This is a genomic window from Kosakonia oryzendophytica (assembly GCF_900094925.1).
Taxonomy (GTDB): domain Bacteria; phylum Pseudomonadota; class Gammaproteobacteria; order Enterobacterales; family Enterobacteriaceae; genus Kosakonia; species Kosakonia oryzendophytica.
On sequence record NZ_FMAY01000007.1, the window covers coordinates 30,377 to 53,072 of the forward strand.

General features: G+C 51.0%; 26 protein-coding genes. 23 read left to right on the forward strand and 3 right to left on the reverse strand.

Annotated elements, in window-relative coordinates; all coding sequences use genetic code 11:
- The first annotated feature begins 114 nt into the window (after window positions 1-114).
- Both GA0061071_RS13095 and GA0061071_RS13100 read left to right on the forward strand, forming a co-directional pair.
- Window positions 115-456: a hypothetical protein gene (locus GA0061071_RS13095; protein WP_088237957.1), complete on the forward strand. Its 342-nt coding sequence runs from the start codon at window positions 115-117 to the stop codon at window positions 454-456.
- Window positions 457-521: 65 nt separating this feature from the next.
- Window positions 522-761, forward strand: coding sequence for a YecH family metal-binding protein (locus GA0061071_RS13100; protein ID WP_088237956.1), 240 nt, complete (start codon window positions 522-524; stop codon window positions 759-761).
- A gap of 39 nt (window positions 762-800) precedes the next feature.
- On the opposite strand, the gene ftnA is transcribed toward GA0061071_RS13100, so the two are convergent.
- Window positions 801-1,298, reverse strand: coding sequence for a non-heme ferritin (gene ftnA / locus GA0061071_RS13105; protein ID WP_088237955.1), 498 nt, complete (start codon window positions 1,296-1,298; stop codon window positions 801-803).
- A 203-nt stretch (window positions 1,299-1,501) separates the two neighbouring features.
- On the reverse strand, window positions 1,502-1,834 hold the full coding sequence (gene yecR, locus GA0061071_RS13110) for a YecR family lipoprotein (protein WP_061499888.1): 333 nt from the start codon (window positions 1,832-1,834) through the stop codon (window positions 1,502-1,504).
- Between the two features lie 260 nt (window positions 1,835-2,094).
- Between yecR and GA0061071_RS13115 the strand changes: the two genes are divergently transcribed.
- The 9 genes from GA0061071_RS13115 to otsA all read left to right on the forward strand — a co-directional run bounded on the left by GA0061071_RS13115 (window position 2,095) and on the right by otsA (window position 10,546).
- Complete coding sequence (locus GA0061071_RS13115) at window positions 2,095-2,733, forward strand: RpiB/LacA/LacB family sugar-phosphate isomerase (RefSeq protein WP_061494333.1); 639 nt, start codon at window positions 2,095-2,097, stop codon at window positions 2,731-2,733.
- Between the two features lie 398 nt (window positions 2,734-3,131).
- The gene (gene azuC, locus GA0061071_RS13120; RefSeq protein WP_017458329.1) at window positions 3,132-3,215 is read left to right on the forward strand and encodes a stress response protein AzuC; all 84 of its coding nucleotides are present in this window, start codon (window positions 3,132-3,134) and stop codon (window positions 3,213-3,215) included.
- Between the two features lie 120 nt (window positions 3,216-3,335).
- Window positions 3,336-3,587, forward strand: a complete 252-nt coding sequence (locus GA0061071_RS13125) for a DUF2766 family protein (RefSeq protein WP_061494334.1) — start codon at window positions 3,336-3,338, stop codon at window positions 3,585-3,587.
- Window positions 3,588-3,719: 132 nt separating this feature from the next.
- Window positions 3,720-4,277 (forward strand): DJ-1 family glyoxalase III, encoded by a 558-nt coding sequence (locus GA0061071_RS13130; RefSeq protein WP_088237954.1) that lies wholly within the window; start codon window positions 3,720-3,722, stop codon window positions 4,275-4,277.
- 317 nt (window positions 4,278-4,594) lie between these two features.
- Window positions 4,595-5,575 (forward strand): arabinose ABC transporter substrate-binding protein, encoded by a 981-nt coding sequence (locus GA0061071_RS13140; RefSeq protein WP_061494336.1) that lies wholly within the window; start codon window positions 4,595-4,597, stop codon window positions 5,573-5,575.
- A 70-nt stretch (window positions 5,576-5,645) separates the two neighbouring features.
- Complete coding sequence (gene araG, locus GA0061071_RS13145) at window positions 5,646-7,160, forward strand: L-arabinose ABC transporter ATP-binding protein AraG (RefSeq protein WP_061494337.1); 1,515 nt, start codon at window positions 5,646-5,648, stop codon at window positions 7,158-7,160.
- Between the two features lie 14 nt (window positions 7,161-7,174).
- The gene (gene araH, locus GA0061071_RS13150; RefSeq protein ID WP_061494338.1) at window positions 7,175-8,155 is read left to right on the forward strand and encodes an L-arabinose ABC transporter permease AraH; all 981 of its coding nucleotides are present in this window, start codon (window positions 7,175-7,177) and stop codon (window positions 8,153-8,155) included.
- Between the two features lie 185 nt (window positions 8,156-8,340).
- The gene (gene otsB, locus GA0061071_RS13155; RefSeq protein WP_061499890.1) at window positions 8,341-9,147 is read left to right on the forward strand and encodes a trehalose-phosphatase; all 807 of its coding nucleotides are present in this window, start codon (window positions 8,341-8,343) and stop codon (window positions 9,145-9,147) included.
- The gene (gene otsA / locus GA0061071_RS13160) at window positions 9,122-10,546 is read left to right on the forward strand and encodes an alpha,alpha-trehalose-phosphate synthase (RefSeq protein WP_061494340.1); all 1,425 of its coding nucleotides are present in this window, start codon (window positions 9,122-9,124) and stop codon (window positions 10,544-10,546) included. The genes otsB and otsA overlap by 26 nt, the downstream gene beginning before the upstream one ends.
- Window positions 10,547-10,577: 31 nt before the next feature.
- Here otsA and uspC read toward each other — a convergent pair whose 3' ends face one another.
- The gene (gene uspC, locus GA0061071_RS13165; RefSeq protein WP_061494342.1) at window positions 10,578-11,003 is read right to left on the reverse strand and encodes a universal stress protein UspC; all 426 of its coding nucleotides are present in this window, start codon (window positions 11,001-11,003) and stop codon (window positions 10,578-10,580) included.
- A 782-nt stretch (window positions 11,004-11,785) separates the two neighbouring features.
- Between uspC and flhD the strand changes: the two genes are divergently transcribed.
- The 12 genes from flhD (at window position 11,786) to cheZ (ending at window position 22,665) form a co-directional block, all read left to right on the forward strand.
- Window positions 11,786-12,136 (forward strand): flagellar transcriptional regulator FlhD, encoded by a 351-nt coding sequence (gene flhD / locus GA0061071_RS13170; protein WP_061494343.1) that lies wholly within the window; start codon window positions 11,786-11,788, stop codon window positions 12,134-12,136.
- A gap of 2 nt (window positions 12,137-12,138) precedes the next feature.
- Window positions 12,139-12,717 (forward strand): flagellar transcriptional regulator FlhC, encoded by a 579-nt coding sequence (gene flhC / locus GA0061071_RS13175; protein ID WP_061494345.1) that lies wholly within the window; start codon window positions 12,139-12,141, stop codon window positions 12,715-12,717.
- Window positions 12,718-12,840: 123 nt separating this feature from the next.
- The gene (gene motA, locus GA0061071_RS13180) at window positions 12,841-13,728 is read left to right on the forward strand and encodes a flagellar motor stator protein MotA (protein WP_061494347.1); all 888 of its coding nucleotides are present in this window, start codon (window positions 12,841-12,843) and stop codon (window positions 13,726-13,728) included.
- Entirely contained in the window at window positions 13,725-14,672 is a 948-nt protein-coding gene (motB, locus tag GA0061071_RS13185) for a flagellar motor protein MotB (RefSeq protein WP_061494349.1), read from the forward strand. Before motA ends, motB begins: the two co-directional genes overlap by 4 nt.
- Window positions 14,673-14,676: 4 nt before the next feature.
- A complete protein-coding gene (cheA, locus tag GA0061071_RS13190) occupies window positions 14,677-16,749 on the forward strand; it encodes a chemotaxis protein CheA (protein ID WP_088237952.1) in 2,073 nt (690 codons plus the stop codon).
- A 22-nt stretch (window positions 16,750-16,771) separates the two neighbouring features.
- Window positions 16,772-17,275 carry a chemotaxis protein CheW gene (gene cheW / locus GA0061071_RS13195; protein ID WP_061494351.1) on the forward strand — a complete coding sequence of 168 codons (504 nt, stop codon included), beginning with the start codon at window positions 16,772-16,774 and terminating at the stop codon, window positions 17,273-17,275.
- A 167-nt stretch (window positions 17,276-17,442) separates the two neighbouring features.
- On the forward strand, window positions 17,443-17,703 hold the full coding sequence (locus GA0061071_RS13200) for a hypothetical protein (RefSeq protein WP_088237951.1): 261 nt from the start codon (window positions 17,443-17,445) through the stop codon (window positions 17,701-17,703).
- An 86-nt stretch (window positions 17,704-17,789) separates the two neighbouring features.
- Window positions 17,790-19,445 (forward strand): methyl-accepting chemotaxis protein II, encoded by a 1,656-nt coding sequence (tar, locus tag GA0061071_RS13205; protein ID WP_061494353.1) that lies wholly within the window; start codon window positions 17,790-17,792, stop codon window positions 19,443-19,445.
- A gap of 241 nt (window positions 19,446-19,686) precedes the next feature.
- Entirely contained in the window at window positions 19,687-20,556 is an 870-nt protein-coding gene (gene cheR / locus GA0061071_RS13210; protein ID WP_061494354.1) for a protein-glutamate O-methyltransferase CheR, read from the forward strand.
- Window positions 20,553-21,602, forward strand: coding sequence for a protein-glutamate methylesterase/protein-glutamine glutaminase (locus GA0061071_RS13215; RefSeq protein ID WP_061494356.1), 1,050 nt, complete (start codon window positions 20,553-20,555; stop codon window positions 21,600-21,602). The genes cheR and GA0061071_RS13215 overlap by 4 nt, the downstream gene beginning before the upstream one ends.
- A 17-nt stretch (window positions 21,603-21,619) precedes the next feature.
- Window positions 21,620-22,009, forward strand: coding sequence for a chemotaxis response regulator CheY (gene cheY / locus GA0061071_RS13220; RefSeq protein WP_023480048.1), 390 nt, complete (start codon window positions 21,620-21,622; stop codon window positions 22,007-22,009).
- 11 nt (window positions 22,010-22,020) lie between these two features.
- Window positions 22,021-22,665: a protein phosphatase CheZ gene (gene cheZ / locus GA0061071_RS13225; RefSeq protein WP_061494357.1), complete on the forward strand. Its 645-nt coding sequence runs from the start codon at window positions 22,021-22,023 to the stop codon at window positions 22,663-22,665.
- Window positions 22,666-22,696: the final 31 nt, after the last annotated feature.

A 22,696-nucleotide genomic window follows, 5' to 3' on the forward strand; every position in this document is an offset into this window, starting at 1 on the left:
CGGTCATCTGCCTAAGGAGATCCGGGGATTTGACTACTTCATCAGGGGAATAGGTTTGCACGACAATTCACAGTAATTTAAAAAAACGATAACGTATAAAAAAAGAGGAAGCGGATGCAGCGTGTCAATCCCTGCATGGCAAGGTGGTCGCGCAACGGAAATTTACTGTGTCACGGTCACTGGATCATTAGCTGGATGGATAAGCCGGTCAATTTGCCCGAATCGCGGCGAGAGAAAGATATGGGCACGTGGGCCATCTATTCCGTTATTGATCCCGATGATGAGACATTTGCGCAGGGACTGGAAGAAGACGCGTGGATTATCGAAAATGTCGACTGGCTAACCGATCTGTTCTATGCCCATGATATTGCGCTGGAAACGGAAAACTACCGTTATTTTTATCAGGCGGTCAATAAGCAGGACTGGCGATGTACCAGCTGTGCCGGATGCATGTAAACCTGTCTTAGCGCAACATTAGCCCTTAATGTTGCGTTTATTATGCATCTTTTTGAGGAGGATTTATGGCATCGGTTCACGGTCATGAAGTACTGAATATGATGATTGCATCGGGCGAGCACTATTCAAATGAGAGTCTGGCGGCGGCAATTATCGCCCGTTTTGGCGCGGATACGCGTTTTCATACGTGCTCAGCCGAGGGAATGACAGCGATGGAACTGGTTGCGTTTCTTGCAGCCAAAGGAAAATTTATTCCTGTTGAAGACGGCTTTTCCACTCACGAAAGTAAAATCTGTAACCATTAATAATGCGGGCGGCAAAGAGAAACCTTACCGCCCGTTTAATTAATTCTGTGCGTCGAGTGTAGCCAGCTCTTTATCGACGAAATAGAGACCTTCACCACTTTTACCGACCAGCGATAATTTATCGATCACCGATTTAAACAGTTTCTCTTCTTCGTGCTGCTCCGCCACATACCATTGCAGGAAATTAAAGGTTGGATAATCTTGCGAGGTCATTGCAACGTGGGCCAGTTCGTTAATTTTTTGCGTAATCAGCTGCTCGTGTTCATATGTCGCACGGAACAGAACATCCAGCGAAGCATAGTCTGCGACCGGCGATTCAATCGCGTTGATACGCGGGAGACTTCCGGTATCTGTCAGATAGTCGAACAGGCGTTGCATATGGGTCATTTCTTCCTGCGCATGACGGCGCAGAAATGCGGCCGCGCCTTCGAAACTGTGGAAACTGCACCATGCGCTCATTTGTTGATAGAGCAGGGAAGAAAACAGTTCCAGATTCATTTGTTCATTTAATTTTTCAATCATCTCTGCTTTTAACATGGTGCGCTCCAGGAAATAAACCATTGATATAAGAGCGCTCACTATAATTTGTTATTTAATTATTTGCAAAAGGTAAAATAAAAAATACATCTCTTAAAAAGAGAATGAGAATAACACGCATTGCGCCGCAGTAATAAATAAATGAGAATTGTTTTGATTATTAATAAAAGAAAAAGCCAGCGTATTTTCGCTGGCTCGGGGAATTACCAGGTGGGCGTTGTATGATTAAAAGCCATGCCGCGACACTGGTATTGCAGCGTCACTGTTTTGTTCATGCAGGCAGAACCGCTGATCAGGCTACAGGTTTCTACCGGTTTGCCATAAAAGAAGGCGGTGGCGTACCCCATCTGCTGGCACTGTCTATTTGCCGTCCTTTGCGCGTCGTTTTGATCATAGGTTGCGTTTTGCATCATCTGCTGGTCAAAGCTCAGACGCACCAACCCACTGGTGGTATCCACTTCACTGATTTTTGCCTCTTTGGTGATGGTACAGCCACTAAGCAGCACCAGCGAGGCAACTAAAGCAATTGTTTTCATGAAATCGCCCTGATTCATTTTGGCATGATCTCATCTTATCGTGTTGATTTGGAGGCAATCGATGGAATAGCCAGCGGAACTGCCGCTATTCATTGAAACGGTCAGGCGATCCGATTGCGGAGGATTTCTACAGACGGGTAAAACTGTGAGCGGCATTTTGATTTTTAAAACCATTTTTCATTAAATTTGAAAGTATGTTTGCCAGGTAGTAAGGTTTACTCAACCTTTGCTATCTGACTCATGCTTACAGGAGATCAAAAATGAAAATTGCACTGATGATGGAAAACAGCCAGGCGGCGAAGAACGCCATCATTCTTAAAGAGTTGAAAACCGTTGCTGATGAGAAGGACTTCCCGGTATTCAACGTAGGAATGAGTGACGAAAATGACCATCATCTGACCTACATCCATCTGGGGATTATGGCCAGCATTCTGCTTAATTCTAAAGCGGTTGACTTCGTGGTTACCGGTTGCGGCACCGGGCAGGGCGCGCTGATGTCGCTGAATATCCATCCGGGCGTGGTGTGTGGCTACTGTATCGATCCGGCTGATGCCTTCCTGTTCGCGCAGATCAACAATGGTAACGCGTTGGCACTGCCATTCGCTAAAGGCTTTGGCTGGGGGGCAGAACTCAACGTGCGCTTTATCTTTGAAAAAGCGTTCACTGGCCGTAAAGGTGAAGGCTATCCGCCGGAGCGTAAAGAACCGCAGGTGCGTAACGCGGGTATTCTGAATCAGGTTAAGGCCGCTGTGGTAAAAGAGAATTATCTTGATACCTTGCGCGCGATTGACCGTGAACTGGTGAAAACCGCCGTTTCGGGTGAACGCTTCCAGCAGTGCTTCTTTGAAAACTGCCAGAACAAAGAGATCGAAGCGTTCGTTCGCAACGTTCTCGCCTGATGATCAGCAGGCCGCAATGCACCATTGCGGTCTGTTTTACGCCGCTTTTTCCTGCAATACCGCGCTGCGCGCATGTTTTATCAGCCGTAGCGTGTCCACCATCCCGACCCGGCCAATCAGTGCGATACAGACGAACACCCGTCGAAAGCTCCATCCTGCCTTCTGCGAAGGGGCTTTCAGTCATTCATCTTCCTGCTGCCTGAAAAAATATTTGATAATGACAAACAAATTTTTAAAGTGCTAACCGGCTGATTTATGATTCTGTTTTTAACAAAACTGCTGCATCTCTGTTTTTTGAAACGTGATTTCTATCACATAAGGCTTGATTTATGTGATGGGGGTCATATTATGTACGCATTGAAACGTAACGCCTGCATAACACATCGCCGGAGTAACAAATGAAACTGCGTAAGATTCTGAAGCACATGTTCGAAACCTATTGCAAAACCTTCAAAGACGTCCCGCCAGGCGCGATGTTCTGATGATAAAAAACCTGCTGAGGCAGGTTTTTTTATGCCCGCAATCCGTTACGTTTGCCCGGCAAAACTACTTTTAGCGGGCAATTCCCGGTACTATGAGGCCCTTTATAAAAGGAGCTTCTTATGTCGCAAAATCTCTCTGTTGACCAGGAATTGGTATCGGACGTTGTAGCCTGCCAATTGGTGATCAAACAAATCCTTGACGTCATCGACGTTATCGCGCCGGTTGAAGTGCGTGAAAAAATGTCTAACCAGCTAAAAACGATTGATTTTACCAACAATGCCGCCGCTGCCGACCCGGTTACGCGCCGTGCAATCCAAAAAGCGATTGCTTTGATTGAGCTGAAGTTCACCCCACAAGGCGAAGCCCACTGATTTATCACCCAACAATATCGCCATCCTGGGGGCTGACTGCCTGGGTTGTGACGAAACAAAGATTTTGAAACGCTGTTTTGATCAACAATACCCTCCGTCTGGTTAACTAACCTTCAACGTGAGGAGTCAGAGATGAAAAAAGTGGCGGTGTTGTTGGCGCCCGGTTTTGAAGAAGCGGAAGCGATAATTACCATTGATATCTTACGCCGCCTGAATATTGAGGTGGAAACGTTGGCCTGTGCAGGATCCCGGGCGGTTGTAAGTTATCACGCGATCCCCATGGTCGCAGACAGCACACTCAGTGAACGTATGGACGCGCTTTACGACGCTGTTGTATTGCCAGGTGGTCCGCAGGGCAGTGTGAATCTTGCCGCCAGTAAAGAGGTGGTGCTTTTTGTTGAGCGCCATGATGCGGCAGGCAAACTGATTTGTCCTATCTGCTCTGCAGCCGCCCGTGTACTGGGTGGCAATGGTTTACTGAAAGGTCGACGCTATGTGTGCTCAGGCGATCTGTATGAAACCGTGGCGGATGGCGTGTACGTCGATGCATCCGTGGTCGAAGACGGCAATCTGATCAGTGGCAAAGGATTAGGGCTGGCTTTCGATTTTGCTTTTACCGTCGCCGCCCGTTTACTGGGTGACGTAACATCGGCGCGAGATCACGCCGATCATATCTACTATAGCTGGTAATGTTCCTGCCCGGATGAGACCTGCATTCGGGCACAAGGATAAGCTGGCTGGCCTTATGGATAATTCTGCTTTTACCTTTTCGATTTGTCCGACAATAACCTCCGTTTTTATGTGCAATATCGCTGAATTTATGTACGGAATTACTGTAATTCAGCGGTGTGATGGCGCTCTCCTATGGAGAATCAATTTCCCGCTAAAACTATTTCCAGCAAAGAGGTCCAGGGATTCATGGATTCTAATGCCTTGTTTTATGAACTTTTAAAGATGCCGATTTTTTATTTTCCCTACATAAAAGAAAGCTGAAGCTGGAGTTTACCATGCACAAATTCACTAAAGCGCTGGCGGCCATCGGTCTGGCTGCCGTTATGTCACAATCCGCTATCGCTGAAACAATGAAGCTGGGTTTTCTGGTGAAACAACCGGAAGAACCCTGGTTCCAGACAGAATGGAAATTCGCTGATAAGGCAGGTAAAGATTTAGGCTTTGAAGTGATTAAAATTGCAGTGCCGGACGGCGAAAAAACGCTGAACGCCATCGATAGCCTCGCAGCCAGCGGTGCGAAAGGGTTTGTTATCTGTACGCCGGATCCAAAACTGGGATCGGCCATTGTCGCTAAAGCGCGCGGATACGATATGAAAGTCATCGCCGTCGATGACCAGTTCGTTAATGCCAAAGGCGAACCGATGACCAGCGTTCCGTTGGTGATGATGGCAGCAAGTGAAATTGGCGCCCGCCAGGGTCAGGAACTCTACAAAGAGATGCAAAAACGCGGCTGGAATGTGAAAGATACCGCCGTTATGGCCATTACCGCGAATGAGCTGGATACCGCGCGCCGCCGCACGACCGGTTCTATGGATGCGTTGAAAAAAGCCGGTTTCCCTGAAAAGCAGATCTACCAGGTCCCCACCAAATCTAACGATATCCCGGGCGCATTCGATGCCGGTAACTCCCTGTTAGTTCAACACCCGGAAGTCAAACACTGGCTGGTACTGGGTATGAACGATAACACCGTTCTTGGCGGCGTACGTGCAACTGAAGGGCAGGGCTTTAAAGCAGCCGATGTGATTGGTATCGGTATTAACGGTGTCGATGCGGTGAGCGAACTGTCGAAAGCGCAGGCCACCGGCTTCTTTGGTTCTCTGCTGCCCAGCCCGGACGTACACGGTTATAAAACCAGTGAGCTGCTGTACAACTGGGTAACCAAAGGCGTTGAACCTGCGAAATTTACAGCGGTGACAGATGTCGTACTGATCACCCGCGATAACTTCAAAGAAGAGCTGGCGAAAAAAGGACTGTAATTCTCTGTTGGTTGTGCTCCCCGCGTTGGCGGGGAGCCAGACGTACAATGAACTGCTTTACGGAGACGGTATGCAACAGTCTACCCCTTATCTCTCTTTTCGCGGCATCGGCAAGACATTTCCCGGTGTGAAAGCGCTCAGTGAGATCAGTTTTGATTGCCACGCCGGGCAAGTCCATGCCCTGATGGGTGAAAACGGCGCAGGCAAATCGACACTTTTAAAAATTCTTAGCGGCAACTATGCGCCGACCACCGGAACCTTGGTGATCAAAGGTGAAGAGGTCTCTTTTGCCGATACTACGGCAGCACTGAACGCCGGGGTGGCGATTATTTACCAGGAATTGCACCTGGTACCTGAAATGACCGTTGCCGAGAATATCTATCTCGGACAACTGCCCCATAAAGGCGGCATCGTAAATCGTTCGCTGCTGAATTACGAAGCGGGTTTGCAGCTTCAACACCTGGGTCTGGATATCGACCCGCAAACGCCGCTGAAATATCTCTCTATTGGGCAGTGGCAAATGGTGGAGATTGCCAAGGCGCTGGCGCGCAATGCCAAAATTATCGCTTTTGACGAACCCACCAGTTCGCTGTCGGCGCGCGAAATCGACAACCTGTTCCGCGTGATCCGCGAACTGCGCAAAGAAGGACGAGTGATCCTGTATGTTTCGCACCGCATGGAAGAAATTTTCGCTCTGAGCGACGCGATTACCGTCTTTAAAGATGGCCGCTATGTGCGCACCTTTACCGATATGCAGCAGGTCAACCATGACCAACTGGTGCAGGCGATGGTCGGGCGCGATCTGGGGGATATTTACGGCTGGCAGCCGCGAGAATATGGCGAGGAACGCCTGCGTCTCGAACAGGTCAAAGCGCCGGGTGTCCGGACGCCGATTAGCCTGAGCGTACGCAGCGGTGAAATCGTCGGCCTGTTCGGGCTGGTAGGTGCCGGGCGCAGCGAGCTGATGAAAGGCTTGTTTGGCGGAACACGCATCACGGAAGGGCGCGTGTTCATTGATGGTGAGGCAGTGAATATTCAGAAACCGGCACATGCCATCCATGCCGGTATGATGCTGTGCCCGGAAGATCGCAAAGCGGAGGGCATCATCCCGGTTCATTCGGTGCAGGAAAACATCAATATCAGTGCCCGCCGCAAATATATCCGCGCCGGTTGCCTGATCGATAATGGCTGGGAAAGCCAGAACGCCGAGCACCATATTCGTTCGCTCAACATCAAAACACCGAGTGCGAATCAGCTGATTATGAATCTTTCCGGCGGAAACCAGCAGAAAGCCATTTTGGGCCGTTGGCTCTCCGAAGAGATGAAAGTGATTTTGCTGGATGAGCCAACCCGCGGCATTGATGTCGGGGCAAAACATGAAATCTATAACGTGATTTATGCGCTGGCGTCCCGGGGGGTTGCGGTGTTGTTCGCCTCAAGCGATCTGCCGGAGGTGCTGGGCGTTGCCGACCGCATTGTTGTCATGCGGGAAGGCGAAATCGCCGGTGAGCTGTTACACGGTCAGGGCGATGAACAGCAGGCGCTGAGCCTCGCGATGCCTAAAGTTAGTCAGGCTGTCGCCTGAGTGAGGAGAAAATGATGTCATCTTTAACTACGTCCCGCGCAACAAAGTCGACTTTCAGTTTCGGTCGTATCTGGGATCAGTTTGGCATGCTGGTGGTTTTCGCCGTGCTGTTTATTGGCTGCGCCGTTTTTGTGCCGAACTTTGCCACTTTCGTCAATATGAAAGGGCTGGGGCTGGCCATTTCCATGTCGGGCATGGTCGCCTGCGGTATGTTATTTTGCCTGGCTTCCGGCGATTTTGACCTCTCTGTCGCCTCCGTTATTGCCTGTGCTGGTGTCACCACGGCAGTGGTCATTAACATGACAGAAAGCCTGTGGATTGGCGTCTTTGCGGGTTTGCTGCTTGGCATCATCAGCGGGTTAATCAACGGATTTGTGATTGCACGTTTAAAAATTAACGCCCTGATCACGACGCTTGCCACCATGCAAATTGTGCGCGGGCTGGCCTATATTATCTCTGATGGTAAAGCGGTGGGCATTGAAGACGAACGCTTCTTCACGCTGGGCTATGCCAACTGGCTTGGATTGCCTGCGCCTATCTGGTTGACCGTTGGATGCCTGATTATTTTTGGTTTCCTGCTGAACAAGACCACCTTTGGTCGTAATACCCTGGCGATAGGCGGTAATGAAGAGGCTGCACGACTGGCCGGGGTGCCGGTCGTCAGAACCAAAATTATCATCTTTGTGCTGTCTGGTCTGGTATCGGCAGCAGCGGGGATTATCCTTGCCTCGCGCATGACCAGCGGCCAGCCAATGACCTCAATAGGCTATGAACTGATCGTGATTTCAGCCTGCGTGCTGGGGGGCGTGTCTCTGAAAGGGGGGATTGGTAAAATTTCTTACGTGGTAGCGGGGATTTTGATCCTCGGCACCGTGGAAAATGCCATGAACCTGCTGAATATTTCGCCGTTCTCGCAATATGTGGTGCGTGGTTTGATTCTGCTGGCGGCTGTTATTTTCGACCGCTACAAACAAAAAGCCAAACGTACCGTTTGATACATCCCGCAGAAATTCCCGACACAAACTTTCAGTTTACGTCCACTCCTTACCAGCCGCTAATCCGGCTGGTAAGTCATGCTTAAAATGGCGAGCAGCGTCACACTGTCTATACTTACATGGCTAATGAAAATGAGATGTTTTTGAAAAAAGACGCTCATCATAACTGTAAGGAGGAAACCAGGGTGGAAGACGCATTATCTGTACCGCCTCTCTTTTCCGGTAATTTTGCCTTTTTTTTCGATTTGGATGGCACCCTCGCGGGCATTAAACCGCATCCGGACGATGTCTGTGTCCCGGATGATGTGCTGGCGAGACTTGCATTGCTTGCAGAGATGAACGACGGTGCGCTGGCGTTGATTTCAGGGCGTTCAATTGCCGAGCTGGAAAGGCTCGCCAGACCGTACAACTTCCCCCTCGCCGGGGTGCATGGGGCGGAACGCCGCGATATCAATGGTCAAACCGAACGGGTGACGTTACCAGAAAATGTATTGCTGCCGCTGGAACGTGAGCTCCGGCAGGGGGTATCAACGCTGGGTGGCGTTGAATTGGAAGCCAAAGGGATGGCGTTTGCTCTGCATTACCGCCAGGCGCCGCAGCATGAGGATGCGGTGTTTGCTCTGGCAAAAAAAATGGTCACACGCTTCCCGCAGTTGGCTATGCAACCGGGAAAATGCGTAGTGGAGCTGAAACCGTCCGGTATTCATAAAGGCGCGGCGATTGAGGCTTTTTTAAAAACTCCTCCGTTTAGCGGCAGAAAACCTGTGTTTGTCGGGGACGATCTTACCGATGAGCATGGTTTCATTGTCGTTAACCGGCTGGGAGGCGTGTCGATTAAAGTCGGTGCCGGGGCAACCCAGGCAAAATGGCGGCTGGGAAGCGTCAGCGACGTGCACCAGTGGCTTGAACGTATTGCCGACTATCAACAACAAGAACAACGGGCGCTAACAAACAGGAGAGATGACTATGAGTCGCTTAGTCGTAGTATCTAATCGTATTGCACCGCCTGATAATAAAAAAGCCAGCGCTGGCGGGCTGGCTGTAGGGATTCTGGGCGCATTAAAAGCAACCGGTGGATTGTGGTTTGGCTGGAGCGGTGAGATTGGTGATGAGGACCAGCCGTTAAATAAGGTCACCAAGGGCAATATTACCTGGGCCTCTTTTAACCTCAGTGAAGCGCATTACGAGCAATATTATTCGCAGTTTTCCAACGCCGTATTGTGGCCTGCTTTTCATTACCGCCTGGATTTGGTGAATTACCAGCGCGAATCCTGGGAAGGGTATCAGGAGGTGAACGCCCTGTTAGCGGACAAGCTTCTGCCATTGCTGAAGCCAGATGATATTCTGTGGATCCACGACTACCATCTGTTGCCTTTCGCCAGCGAATTACGGCAGCGTGGGGTTAATAACCAGATTGGTTTTTTCCTGCATATTCCATTCCCGACGCCGGAAATCTTCAACGCTTTGCCACCGCATGCGGAATTGCTGGAGCAGATGTGTGATTACGATCTTATTGGCTTCCAGACCGAAAGCGACAGACTGGCGTTTCTTGACAGCCTGTCGGTTCAGACCCGTCTTACTACGCGCAGCGGTAAAAACCATGTAGCGTGGGGGAAAAATTTCCGTACCGAAGTTTACCCGATTGGAATTGAGCCAAAAGAGATTGCACAGCAGGCCGCCGGGCCATTGCCAACAAAGCTGGCGCAACTGAAGAACGAACTTAAAAATGTGAAGAATATCTTTTCGGTAGAACGTCTGGATTACTCCAAAGGGCTGCCGGAGCGTTTCCTTGCCTATGAAACGCTGCTGGAGAAGTATCCCCAGCATCACGGCAAAATCCGTTATACGCAGATTGCACCTACCTCAAGGGGGGAAGTACAGGCGTATCAGGATATTCGTCATCAGCTGGAAACCGAGGCCGGGCGCATTAACGGCAAATACGGGCAGCTTGGCTGGACGCCGCTCTATTACCTGAATCAGCATTTTGACCGCAAGGTTCTGATGAAAGTGTTCCGATATGCGGAAGTCGGACTGGTAACGCCCCTGCGAGATGGCATGAATCTGGTGGCGAAGGAGTATGTTGCGGCTCAGGATCCTGCCAATCCGGGGGTACTTATCCTGTCGCAATTTGCCGGCGCGGCAAATGAGCTGACCTCTGCGTTGATAGTAAACCCCTATGACAGGGATGATGTGGCCGCAGCGATGGATAGAGCGCTCAGAATGCCGCTTGCTGAGCGTATTTCACGCCATGCGGAGATGCTGGAGATCATCAAAGAGAATGATATAGACCACTGGCAACAGAGGTTTATTAGCGATTTAAAGCGCGTCACGCCACGTAGCACCCAAAGCCAGCTACAAAATAAAGTGGCGACCTTTCCTAAGCTGGCGTAACGACAAAGGCTCCCGTAAGGGCGGGGGCCTGCTACTTCGTTAATGCCACTAATAACACATCGACCTCGCTGGTGCTGACAATGCTCTTCGCGGAACAGGCGGCACGCGAGAAAAACGTCTGGTTATGGTTCCCGCACAATACTAAATCGACAGCCTGCTTGCGGCAGGTATGCAGAATATGTTCGCTTAGTTCACCTGAGGCAATGATCACGCGTTCGATTGGATAACCCGCGCTGCTAACAAGTTCATCCATAAATTGTTGTGTCTCTTCCTGTATGACTTCGCGCACGTTTTCCATCATTGGTGCCGCGAGTTGATTATACAGTTCAGGATCGGCTGCAAGGGTAATGAGGGTGATGCGGGCGTTGAAAGGACGGGCGATATCGATAGCTTTTGCCAGCAATTGCCGGCTTTCTGGCGTGACCGCCACCGCGACCAGAAGATGAGCATAAGACATGTCTCTCTCCCCGATTTGAATCAAATTTTTCTCACCATTACTCCCTTTCTGCAGGCAGTGCAACCCGGAAATATTGCTGCGATGTGAAGGTTATCATAAATATTCATTAATTATTCTTACGTAACGGCATGGTCGCGGTTTGAGCGGGTTAATCGAATTTAAAATCTTATCTAAAATTAAGAGAATTTCAGATCAAATTGTTAAATTATTGATAGCAATGACTAAGTGTTTCTGAATGATAACGTAGCTGTATTATGTAGCCACACTTAAAAGGTAATCTATTGTTTTTTATTGGTTTTTGTTTTTGTGTCTTTTGTAGATACATTTGTCTGGATGTAAATGACGCAGCAGGGTAAACCTCCGACCAGTCAACAATGTTTAGGCTCAGGGTTGCATGAGTATTCGTGAGAAAGGAATAGAAAAGGTGCTCAATCGGCCAAAAAAACATCAAATATGAAGCGTGACTGATAGATTTATTGCCCAGAATCACTTAAATTATGTGATCTGGATCACAAAAATTTCAAAATTTCACACGAGTCAGATTGTATGTGGCATCACCTACGAGTACAGTTGCGTCGAATTAGGAAAAATCTTAGTTCTTTGTAAGAAATGATTAAGAACTTAGCAGGGCATAAACATTTGAGCGAAGCGCCCATGCACATGCGATCCTAAGTCAGTTATGCATTTAGCCTTTCTTTTTTTATACCGGGTTTTTTCCCGGCGACATCACGGGGTGCGGCTCAGCCGCATAAGATACAAGTTGGTTATTCGGGATGGGAAAAATGCATACATCCGAGTTGCTGAAACATGTTTACGACATCAACCTGTCGTATTTACTCCTTGCTCAGCGTTTGATTAGCCAGGACAAAGCGTCCGCAATGTTCCGTCTTGGCATTAACGAAGAAATGGCTACCACACTGGGTGAGTTAACCCTTCCGCAAATGGTTAAACTGGCTGAAACTAACCAGCTGATCTGCCAGTTCCGTTTTGACAATCACCAGACTATTACTCGTCTGACCCAGGAATCACGCGTGGATGACTTACAGCAAGTCCACACCGGGATTTTACTTTCCACTCGCCTGCTTAATGAGTCTTCTCAGACCGGCGACGCGGCCAGAAAGAAAAGGGCGTAAAGATGAGCGAAAAAAGCATTGTTCAGGAAGCCCGCGACATCCAGTTAGCAATGGAACTGATCACGCTGGGCGCACGTTTGCAAATGCTGGAAAGTGAGACGCAACTGAGCCGTGGGCGTCTCATTAAACTCTATAAAGAGTTGCGTGGTAGCCCGCCGCCAAAAGGTATGCTGCCATTTTCCACTGACTGGTTCATGACCTGGGAGCAGAATATCCATGCATCCATGTTCTGTAACGCCTGGCAATTTTTACTGAAAACAGGCTTGTGCAGCGGTGTTGATGCGGTCATCAAAGCATACCGACTCTATCTCGAACAATGCCCTCAAGCTGAGGAAGGACCACTGTTGGCGCTGACCCGCGCCTGGACGCTGGTTCGTTTCGTGGAAAGCGGAATGCTGGAGTTGTCTCGCTGTAATTGCTGCGGTGGTAATTTTATTACGCATGCACACCAGCCGGTTGGTAGTTTCGCCTGCAGTTTATGCCAGCCGCCGTCTCGCGCGGTAAAAAGACGTAAACTTTCCCGCGATGCTGCCGATATTATTCCACAACTGCTGGATGAACAGATCGATCAGGCTGTTTGACCGAATCAGGTGGAAAACACTCCAGCAGCGGTGCAGTAATGCCGCTGCTTTTTTTTGCCTCCGATTCGTTAACCCTCTGAAATGTTTATCCCTAGCCTTAGTCATTAGCAGAAGGATGATGTCGTGCTTATCGTATTAGGTTACCTGGTTGTTCTTGGCGCAGTCTTAGGCGGTTACATGATGACCGGCGGGCACCTTGGAGCACTGTATCAGCCGTCGGAACTGATCATCATCGGTGGTGCGGGTGTTGGTGCGTTTATCGTTGGTAACAATGGTAAAGCCATCAAAGGAACGATGAAAGCATTGCCTTTGTTATTTCGCCGTTCGAAATACACCAAAAGCATGTATATGGACTTGCTGGCGCTGCTCTATCGCCTGATGGCGAAATCACGTCAACAGGGTATGTTCTCTCTGGAGCGTGATATTGAAAACCCCAAAGAGAGCGAGATTTTTGCCAGTTATCCACGGATTCTCGCGGACGCAACCATGCTTGAATTTATCGTGGATTACCTGCGACTCATCATCAGCGGCAACATGAACACCTTCGAAATTGAAGCGCTGATGGATGAAGAGATCGAAACACACGAAAGCGAAGCCGAAGTTCCGGCGAATGCGCTGGCGGCGGTAGGGGATTCTCTCCCGGCATTCGGTATCGTCGCGGCGGTAATGGGCGTGGTACACGCACTGGCGTCGGCGGATCGTCCGGCAGCTGAGCTGGGGGCGTTGATTGCTCACGCGATGGTGGGGACGTTTCTCGGTATTCTGCTGGCGTACGGTTTTATCTCTCCGCTGGCCAGTGTACTGCGCCAGAAGAGCGCTGAAACTGCCAAGATGATGCAGTGCGTGAAGATCACATTGCTGTCGAACCTTAACGGTTACGCACCGCCAATTGCGGTTGAGTTTGGTCGTAAAACGCTGTACTCCAGTGAACGTCCGTCGTTTGTTGAACTGGATGAACACGTGCGTGCGGTGAGAAACCCTAACCAACAGACGACGACTGAGGACGCATGAAAAATCAGTCCCATCCAATCGTTGTTGTAAAACGAAAAAAACATAAAGGCCACGGCGGCGGCAGTCACGGTTCCTGGAAGATAGCCTATGCCGACTTTATGACGGCGATGATGGCGTTCTTCCTGGTGATGTGGTTGATCTCCATCTCCAGCCCGAAAGAACTGATCCAGATTGCGGAATATTTCCGCACGCCGCTGGCAACTGCGGTCACGGGTGGGCCGAGAATTTCTAATAGCGACAGTCCGATTCCGGGCGGTGGCGATGACTACACACAGCAAAAGGGCGAAATACAAAAACAGCCCAACATTGATGATTTGAAAAAACGCATGGAGCAATCGCGCCTGAGTAAATTGCGCGGTGATCTGGACCAGTTAATTGAAGCCGATCCCAAACTGCGTGCGTTACGTCCGCATCTGAAAATCGACCTGGTACAGGAAGGGCTACGCATTCAGATTATCGACAGCCAGAACCGGCCGATGTTTAAGACCGGCAGTGCGGAGGTTGAGCCCTATATGCGTGATATTTTACGGGCGATTGCGCCAATACTAAATGGGATCCCCAACAGGATCAGCCTGTCGGGCCATACCGATGATTTCCCTTACGCTAATGGCGAGAAAGGGTACAGCAACTGGGAGCTTTCCGCCGACCGCGCCAACGCGTCGCGCCGTGAGCTGGTTGCCGGAGGGCTGGACAATGGCAAGATCCTCAGGGTGGTCGGCATGGCAGCAACAATGCGCATGGCTGACGCAGGTCCGGATGAAGCAATCAACCGCCGAATTAGTCTTTTGGTTCTTAATAAGCAAGCAGAACAGGCCATTCTGCATGAAAACGCCGAAAGTCAGAATGCGCCAGTAAGCGCGATTACACAGCCAGAGGTAGCGGGTGCAACCGCGCCAGCGTCTCCGGCAGCAGTTTCCACATCGCCACAAGCCGAACCGAGGTGATAGCGTGAGCATGGATATTAGCGATTTTTATCAGACATTTTTTGATGAAGCTGACGAGTTGTTGGCCGATATGGAACAACACTTGTTGGATTTGGTGCCTGAAGCACCGGATTCAGAACAGCTCAACGCCATCTTTCGTGCTGCGCACTCAATAAAAGGTGGTGCTGGCACATTTGGCTTCACCATCTTGCAGGAAACCACCCATTTAATGGAAAACCTGCTTGATGAGGCGCGGCGTGGAGAGATGCAGCTCAACACCGATATTATCAACCTGTTTTTGGAAACCAAAGATATTATGCAGGAACAGCTCGACGCCTATAAAAGCTCGCAAGAGCCAGATGCCGCCAGCTTTGAATACATCTGCAATGCTCTGCGCCAGCTGGCGTTGGAAGCAAAAGGAGAGGTTGTTCCCGCCGCTGCGAGCGCCGCGAAACTCTCCGTTGTTGATGCTGCTGCACCGGAATCTGAAACCACAGCCGCGCCGGCCGCTGAAAGCGACGGTAAACTGCGTATTGTTCTGTCTCGCCTGAAAGAGAGCGAAATTGGATTGCTGGAAGAGGAACTGAGCAATCTGGGTACGCTCAGCGATGTCGTGAAGGGCACTGATACCCTGAGTGTGACGCTCGATAGCGGGGTTGGCGAAGACGATATCATTGCGGTGCTGTGCTTTGTGATTGAAGCCGACCAAATCGCCTTTGAAAAATCCGCGGCGGCATCTGCGCCTGCTGCAGCCGAAACGGCGGCAGCTGCTACTGCGGCTGCCGACAACGCTGCAGAAGCGACGTCGCAAGCAGTTGTGCCAGTAGTGAAACCTGCTGCGGCGCCTGCGTTGAAAGCGGTGGCGAAAGAGCAACCGGCTGGTCGTGAAAAACCCGCTGCTCGCGCCAGCGAATCCACCAGTATTCGTGTTGCCGTTGAGAAAGTAGACCAACTGATTAACCTGGTGGGTGAGCTGGTTATTACCCAGTCAATGTTGGCACAGCGTTCCAACGAGCTGGATCCGGTCACCCATGGCGATCTGATCACCAGTATGAGTCAGCTTCAGCGCAACGCTCGCGACCTGCAGGAATCGGTAATGTCCATCCGTATGATGCCGATGGAGTATGTCTTCAGCCGTTTCCCTCGCCTGGTTCGCGACCTCGCCAGTAAGCTGGATAAACAGGTTGAGCTGACCCTGCAGGGGAGTTCAACCGAACTGGATAAGAGCCTGATCGAGCGTATTATTGACCCGTTAACACACCTGGTGCGTAACAGCCTCGACCACGGGATTGAGTCTCCGCAGAAACGTGTTGAAGCTGGCAAATCTCCGGTGGGCAACCTGATCCTCTCGGCGGAACACCAGGGCGGGAACATCTGCATTGAAGTGACGGACGATGGTGCAGGTCTGAACCGTGAACGTATCCTGGCGAAGGCAATTTCTCAGGGCATGGCAGTTCATGACAATATGACCGATGAAGAGGTGGGGATGCTGATTTTTGCACCTGGCTTCTCTACCGCAGAACAGGTGACTGACGTTTCCGGTCGCGGTGTCGGCATGGACGTGGTGAAACGTAACATCCAGGAAATGGGTGGTCACGTTGAGATCAAGTCTAAACAAGGTTCTGGCACAACAATTCGTATTCTGCTGCCGCTGACGCTGGCGATCCTCGACGGGATGTCAGTGAAAGTGAACGACGAAGTCTTCATTCTGCCGCTGAACGCAGTAATGGAATCTTTGCAGCCGCGTGAAGAAGATCTGCATCCGCTCGCGGGTGGGGAACGTGTACTGGAAGTGCGCGGTGAGTATCTGCCGCTGGTAGAACTGTGGAAAGTGTTTGACGTCATGGGCGCGAAAACCGAAGCCACGCAAGGTATCGTCGTGATTCTGCAGAGTGCTGGTCGTCGTTATGCACTGCTGGTTGATCAACTGATTGGTCAGCACCAGGTGGTGGTTAAAAACCTGGAAAGTAACTATCGCAAAGTGCCGGGGATTTCTGCGGCCACCATCCTTGGGGATGGTAGTGTCGCGCTGATCGTCGACGTATCGGCGCTGCAGGGATTAAATCGTGAACATCGTATGGCGCACACAGCTGCCTGATTTCGTTAAAAAGGTATAAAACATGACCGGTATGAGTAATGTAGCAAAACTGGCGGGCGAGCCATCAGGTCAGGAATTCCTGGTATTCACTCTGGGCGATGAAGAATACGGTATCGATATTCTCAAAGTGCAGGAAATTCGTGGCTATGATCAGGTGACGCGTATTGCCAATACCCCCGACTTTATTAAAGGTGTCACCAACTTGCGTGGTGTGATTGTGCCGATTGTCGACCTGCGCGTGAAGTTCAGCCAGGGCGACGTTGAGTATGATGACAACACCGTGGTTATCGTGCTGAATTTCGGCCAGCGTGTGGTGGGGATTGTGGTCGATGGCGTATCTGATGTGCTCTCTCTGGCATCCGATCAGATTCGCCCGGCACCGGAATTCGCCGTTACCCTGTCTACCGAATACCTTACGGGCCTGGGCGCGCTCGGCGACCGTATGCTGATTCTGGTGAACATCGAAAAACTGCTCAACAGCGATGAAATGGCGCTGTTGGACATCGCTGCGACCCACGTAGCGTAATTATTCGGGCGGGTAACATCCGTTACCCGCCCTTATTTTGTCTTCGCTTAACGTCTTTCCTTAAATATATCCTGTAGCCAAATGGAATCCGGATAAATATTTCCCCGGAACGCTTTAAATGCAGATGTCCTTTGCATAAGGCCCTGTGGATGGCATTTCAATAATCCATGACCGTTATTAATGGTTACACCACCATCAATACGGCGGACATAAATGTTGGCAGCGCTTCGCCGGTACACAATTTTCACTCTATTACTGTGACCCGCAAAGGCAGTAGCGATACGGTTGGTATCAATGATGAAGGTCACGCCAGCGGGGGAGTATGCAACAGGAGCAGTGGCAGCAACTGCCGGAGTTATGAGATCGATAAAGCGGCACATCCGCCGGGATCCGATAGTGATACATTAACTGTGGATATTGTGTTTTAAGTCGCAATTTAATTCCCTTTCGCAAATGTAAAGTTCCCTGGCTGCATGCCGATAACACCGTTAAGAACTTATCAAGAAGGTGTTGCATGTTGAACCGTATCCGCGTCGTTACAATGCTTATGAGCGTGCTGGTGGTGTTTGCACTGTTGCAGCTCGTCTCTGGCGGTCTTTTTTTCTCGTCACTTAAGCAAAACCAGCAAAGCTTCGCAGTCTCTAATGATCTGCGTATGCAACAAACTGAGCTGGGTAAAGCCTGGGAGTTAATGCTGCAAACCCGCATTAACCTGAGTCGCTCTTCTGCACGTATGCTGCTCGATCCGGGCAACCAGCAGAGCAGTGCGAAAACCGATCTGCTGAACAGTGCAAAAAACTCACTGGCAGACGCCGCAAAACATTACGACGCCTTCCGTGCACTGCCTTCACTGCCGGAAATGGATGCCGCGCGCCAGAATCTGGATGAAAAATACCGCACCTATAACGCCGCCCTCAGTGAGCTGGTGCAGTTCCTTGAAAGCGGCAATATCAACGGCTTTATGGCGCAACCCACTCAGGGAATGCAAAACGCCCTTGGCGATGCGATGACCAAATATGCCGGGTTGAGTGAAAACTTGTATCGCAACGCCTGGGAACAGAGCGTCAGTGACTATACTTTTGCCAAATGGCAGATGGCGATCCTCGCGCTGGCGCTGGTGGTCGTGCTGGCGGCAGTCTGGTATGGCATTCGTCGCATTCTTCTTACGCCGTTATCGGCTGTTATCCGCCATATTCGTGAAATCGCCAGCGGTAACCTGACGCATACGCTGACCATTGCCGGTCGTAGTGAAATGACCGAACTGGCACAAAGCGTTGATCATATGCAAAACGCGTTGATCGAAACGGTCACCAACGTTCGCCAGGGGTCAGATGCGATTTATGCCGGCACCAGCGAAATAGCCGCCGGGAACAACGATCTTTCCTCCCGTACTGAAGAGCAGGCCTCCGCCCTGGAACAAACCGCCGCCAGTATGGAAGAGTTAACCGCCACGGTGAAACAGAACGCCGACAACGCGCGTCAGGCTTCTCAACTGGCGCAAAGCGCCTCGGAAACGGCCGCACGTGGCGGCAAAGTGGTGGACAGTGTTGTGAAAACAATGCACGACATCGCAGCCAGTTCACAGAAAATCGCCGATATTATTAGCGTCATCGACGGCATCGCGTTCCAGACCAATATCCTTGCGTTAAACGCAGCGGTAGAAGCCGCGCGTGCAGGTGAACAGGGGCGTGGTTTTGCGGTGGTGGCGGGTGAAGTACGCAATCTCGCCAGCCGTAGCGCCCAGGCGGCAAAAGAAATTAAAGCTTTGATTGAAGATTCTGTCTCCCGTGTCGATACCGGATCTGTACTGGTTGGCAGTGCAGGGGAAACCATGTCGGACATTGTTAACGCGGTTACGCGGGTGAACGACATCATGGGTGAAATTGCATCGGCGTCTGATGAACAGAGCCGTGGCATCGACCAGGTTGCACTGGCGGTATCCGAAATGGATCGCGTCACACAGCAGAACGCGTCGCTGGTGCAACAATCGGCAGCTGCGGCCGCCGCCCTTGAAGAACAAGCCAGTTTACTGACGATGGCGGTATCGGCCTTCCGCCTCTCAGCAGTATCCGGCACTCCGGCGCAACGCGCTTCTACACCGGCGGCACAGACCCCGGCGAGAAACCGCCCGCAAACAGCCGGGCAAGAAGAAAATTGGGAGACTTTTTAACCCTTTTTTTGCGGATAGTTTGCCGCTTGAAGACTTAACATCACAGCGAAGTACGCGGGCCGGTTATCTGGCCTGCGTAACGACAAGGAGCATCAGTTGATCTGTCGTGATAATAACCTGTCGTCATATTTTATGACTGTAATGACGGCGGTTTTAAAGATTAAAGAGTGGGTCGAAAGACCTCAAGCGGCACCGCCCAACGCTGTGCCTGTTGAATACTGAACCTAGTTGAGAAGGCGCTATGACATCATCTATGCCCAGCGGGCAGACGTCATCAATATTACAGCAGATGACACAACGCCTGGCGCTGTCCGACGCGCACTTTCGTCGGATATGTCAATTGATTTACCAGCGTGCGGGGATTGTTCTCGCAGATCACAAACGCGACATGGTTTACAACCGACTTGTCCGTCGTTTGCGTTCGCTAGGATTAGATGATTTTGGTCGTTATCTGAGCATGCTGGAAGCGAACCAGAACAGCGCAGAGTGGCAGGCATTTATTAATTCGCTCACCACTAACCTCACCGCTTTCTTCCGGGAAGGGCATCACTTTCCTGTGTTGGCGGAACATGCGCGTAAGCGTACCGGTGAATACCGGGTCTGGAGCGCGGCGGCGTCAACGGGAGAAGAGCCTTACTCACTGGCCATCACGCTTGCTGATGCTTTGGGTATGGCACCCGGGCGCTGGAAAGTGTTTGCCAGCGATATCGATACCGAAGTGCTGCAAAAAGCGCGTGCCGGTGTGTATCGCCAGGATGAACTGAAGACGCTATCGCCCCAGCAAATGCAACGCTATTTCATGCGTGGCACAGGTCCCCATGCCGGGTTGGTGCGTGTCCGGCAGGAACTGGCGAACTACGTTGATTTCACCACGGTGAATTTGCTGGATAAGCAATACAACGTACCGGGGCCGTTTGACGCTATTTTTTGCCGTAATGTTATGATTTATTTTGATAAAACGACGCAACAGGACATTCTGCATCGTTTCGCTCCGCTGCTTAAGCCGGACGGATTATTGTTTGCCGGGCATTCGGAGAACTTCAGCAACCTCGTGCGTGAGTTTACCCTGCGTGGGCAAACCGTTTATGCGCTGAGTAAGGATAAAGCATGAGTAAAATCAGGGTATTGTCCGTCGATGATTCCGCATTGATGCGCCAGATCATGACAGAAATAATCAATAGCCACAGTGATATGGAAATGGTTGCGACGGCGCCAGACCCGTTAGTCGCCCGGGATTTAATCAAAAAATTTAACCCGGATGTTTTAACGCTGGATGTGGAAATGCCGCGTATGGACGGACTGGATTTCCTTGAAAAATTAATGCGCTTGCGCCCGATGCCTGTTGTGATGGTCTCGTCTCTGACGGGAAAAGGATCAGAAGTGACGCTGCGTGCGCTGGAACTGGGTGCGATTGACTTCGTTACCAAACCTCAGATTGGCATTCGTGAAGGGATGCTGGCCTACAGCGAAATGATCGCTGAGAAGGTGCGGACAGCTTCACGCGCACGTCTGTCGGCGCATAAACCGATGGCGGTGCCGGCCACATTGAAAGCCGGACCGTTGCTCAGTTCGGAAAAACTGTTGGTAATTGGCGCGTCAACCGGAGGAACAGAGGCAATTAGGCATGTACTCCAGCCATTGCCTCTTTCAAGTCCTGGTATTCTGATCACTCAGCACATGCCGCCGGGCTTTACCCGCTCATTTGCTGAGCGTTTGAATAAACTGTGCCAGATTAGCGTAAAAGAAGCCGAAGATGGTGAGCGCGTATTGCCAGGGCATGCCTACATCGCCCCCGGCGATCGGCATATGGAACTGGCGCGCAGTGGGGCAAACTATCAAATTAAGATCCATGACGGACCGCCGGTGAATCGGCACCGTCCGGCTGTGGATGTGCTGTTTCATTCGGTGGCGAAATATGCGGGGCGCAACGCCGTGGGTGTGATTCTCACGGGGATGGGCAACGATGGCGCAGCCGGAATGTTAGCGATGCACCAGGCAGGCGCCTGGACCATCGCACAAAACGAAGCAAGTTGTGTGGTGTTCGGCATGCCGCGTGAGGCCATCAATATGGGTGGCGTCAGCGAAGTGGTCGATCTTAGCCAGGTAAGCCAGCAGATGCTGGCGAAAATCAGTGCCGGACAGGCAATACGTATTTGAACTAGGAGTAAAAATTTATGGCGGATAAAGAGCTCAGATTTCTGGTTGTGGATGACTTCTCCACGATGCGTCGAATCGTACGCAACCTGTTAAAAGAGCTGGGGTTCAACAACGTCGAAGAAGCCGAAGACGGCGTTGACGCGCTGAATAAACTCCAGGCCGGCGGCTTTGGATTTGTCATCTCTGACTGGAACATGCCGAACATGGACGGTCTGGAGTTGCTGAAAACCATCCGTGCGGACAGCAACATGGCCTCCATGCCGGTACTGATGGTTACGGCCGAAGCGAAAAAAGAGAACATTATCGCTGCAGCGCAGGCGGGTGCCAGCGGATACGTGGTGAAACCGTTTACGGCAGCAACCCTGGAAGAGAAGCTCGGCAAGATCTTCGAGAAACTTGGCATGTGAGGACTGGATAAATGATTCAACCTTCGATTAAACCAGTGGAAGAACATTCACCCAGCGATATTATTGCCCGGATCGGCAGTCTGACTCGCATGCTGCGCGACAGCTTGCGCGAATTGGGTCTGGACCAGGCGATTGCTGAAGCAGCGGAAGCAATTCCCGATGCCCGTGATCGTTTGGACTACGTAGTACAAATGACCGCGCAAGCGGCAGAACGTGCGCTCAACAGCGTTGAAGCTTCTCAGCCGCATCAGGATGAGATGGAACGTGGCGCGAAAGACCTGAGCAAACGTTGGGACGCGTGGTTTGAAAACCCCATCGAGCTGGCCGACGCCCGTGAACTGGTGACCGATACCCGTAAGTATCTCGGTGAAGTCCCCGGGCATACCAGCTTCACCAACGCGCAGTTGATGGACATCATGATGGCGCAGGATTTCCAGGACCTTACCGGTCAGGTTATCAAACGCATGATGGATGTAGTTCAGGAGATCGAACGTCAGTTGCTGATGGTTCTGCTGGAAAACATCCCGGATCAGAGCGCGCGTCCGAAACGCGAAAACGACAGCCTGCTCAACGGGCCGCAACTCGACGCCACCAAAGCGGGCGTTGTGGCGAGTCAGGATCAGGTGGACGATTTGCTGGACAGCCTCGGATTCTGATTCGCGCATAATCCTTCATGAGTGCGTGAGT

Coding starts and splice junctions, on each gene's coding strand:
- GA0061071_RS13140 (WP_061494336.1), top strand. CDS start 4,595: ATGCACAAATTCACTAAAGCGCTGGCGGCCATCGGTCTGGCTGCCGTT.
- cheW (WP_061494351.1), top strand. CDS start 16,772: ATGACCGGTATGAGTAATGTAGCAAAACTGGCGGGCGAGCCATCAGGT.
- uspC (WP_061494342.1), bottom strand. CDS start 11,003: ATGTCTTATGCTCATCTTCTGGTCGCGGTGGCGGTCACGCCAGAAAGC.
- GA0061071_RS13130 (WP_088237954.1), top strand. CDS start 3,720: ATGAAAAAAGTGGCGGTGTTGTTGGCGCCCGGTTTTGAAGAAGCGGAA.
- araH (WP_061494338.1), top strand. CDS start 7,175: ATGTCATCTTTAACTACGTCCCGCGCAACAAAGTCGACTTTCAGTTTC.
- motB (WP_061494349.1), top strand. CDS start 13,725: ATGAAAAATCAGTCCCATCCAATCGTTGTTGTAAAACGAAAAAAACAT.
- araG (WP_061494337.1), top strand. CDS start 5,646: ATGCAACAGTCTACCCCTTATCTCTCTTTTCGCGGCATCGGCAAGACA.
- GA0061071_RS13095 (WP_088237957.1), top strand. CDS start 115: ATGCAGCGTGTCAATCCCTGCATGGCAAGGTGGTCGCGCAACGGAAAT.
- tar (WP_061494353.1), top strand. CDS start 17,790: ATGTTGAACCGTATCCGCGTCGTTACAATGCTTATGAGCGTGCTGGTG.
- azuC (WP_017458329.1), top strand. CDS start 3,132: ATGAAACTGCGTAAGATTCTGAAGCACATGTTCGAAACCTATTGCAAA.
- flhD (WP_061494343.1), top strand. CDS start 11,786: ATGCATACATCCGAGTTGCTGAAACATGTTTACGACATCAACCTGTCG.
- ftnA (WP_088237955.1), bottom strand. CDS start 1,298: ATGTTAAAAGCAGAGATGATTGAAAAATTAAATGAACAAATGAATCTG.
- GA0061071_RS13215 (WP_061494356.1), top strand. CDS start 20,553: ATGAGTAAAATCAGGGTATTGTCCGTCGATGATTCCGCATTGATGCGC.
- cheY (WP_023480048.1), top strand. CDS start 21,620: ATGGCGGATAAAGAGCTCAGATTTCTGGTTGTGGATGACTTCTCCACG.
- GA0061071_RS13115 (WP_061494333.1), top strand. CDS start 2,095: ATGAAAATTGCACTGATGATGGAAAACAGCCAGGCGGCGAAGAACGCC.
- cheZ (WP_061494357.1), top strand. CDS start 22,021: ATGATTCAACCTTCGATTAAACCAGTGGAAGAACATTCACCCAGCGAT.
- GA0061071_RS13125 (WP_061494334.1), top strand. CDS start 3,336: ATGTCGCAAAATCTCTCTGTTGACCAGGAATTGGTATCGGACGTTGTA.
- yecR (WP_061499888.1), bottom strand. CDS start 1,834: ATGAAAACAATTGCTTTAGTTGCCTCGCTGGTGCTGCTTAGTGGCTGT.
- cheR (WP_061494354.1), top strand. CDS start 19,687: ATGACATCATCTATGCCCAGCGGGCAGACGTCATCAATATTACAGCAG.
- GA0061071_RS13200 (WP_088237951.1), top strand. CDS start 17,443: ATGACCGTTATTAATGGTTACACCACCATCAATACGGCGGACATAAAT.
- flhC (WP_061494345.1), top strand. CDS start 12,139: ATGAGCGAAAAAAGCATTGTTCAGGAAGCCCGCGACATCCAGTTAGCA.
- GA0061071_RS13100 (WP_088237956.1), top strand. CDS start 522: ATGGCATCGGTTCACGGTCATGAAGTACTGAATATGATGATTGCATCG.
- otsA (WP_061494340.1), top strand. CDS start 9,122: ATGAGTCGCTTAGTCGTAGTATCTAATCGTATTGCACCGCCTGATAAT.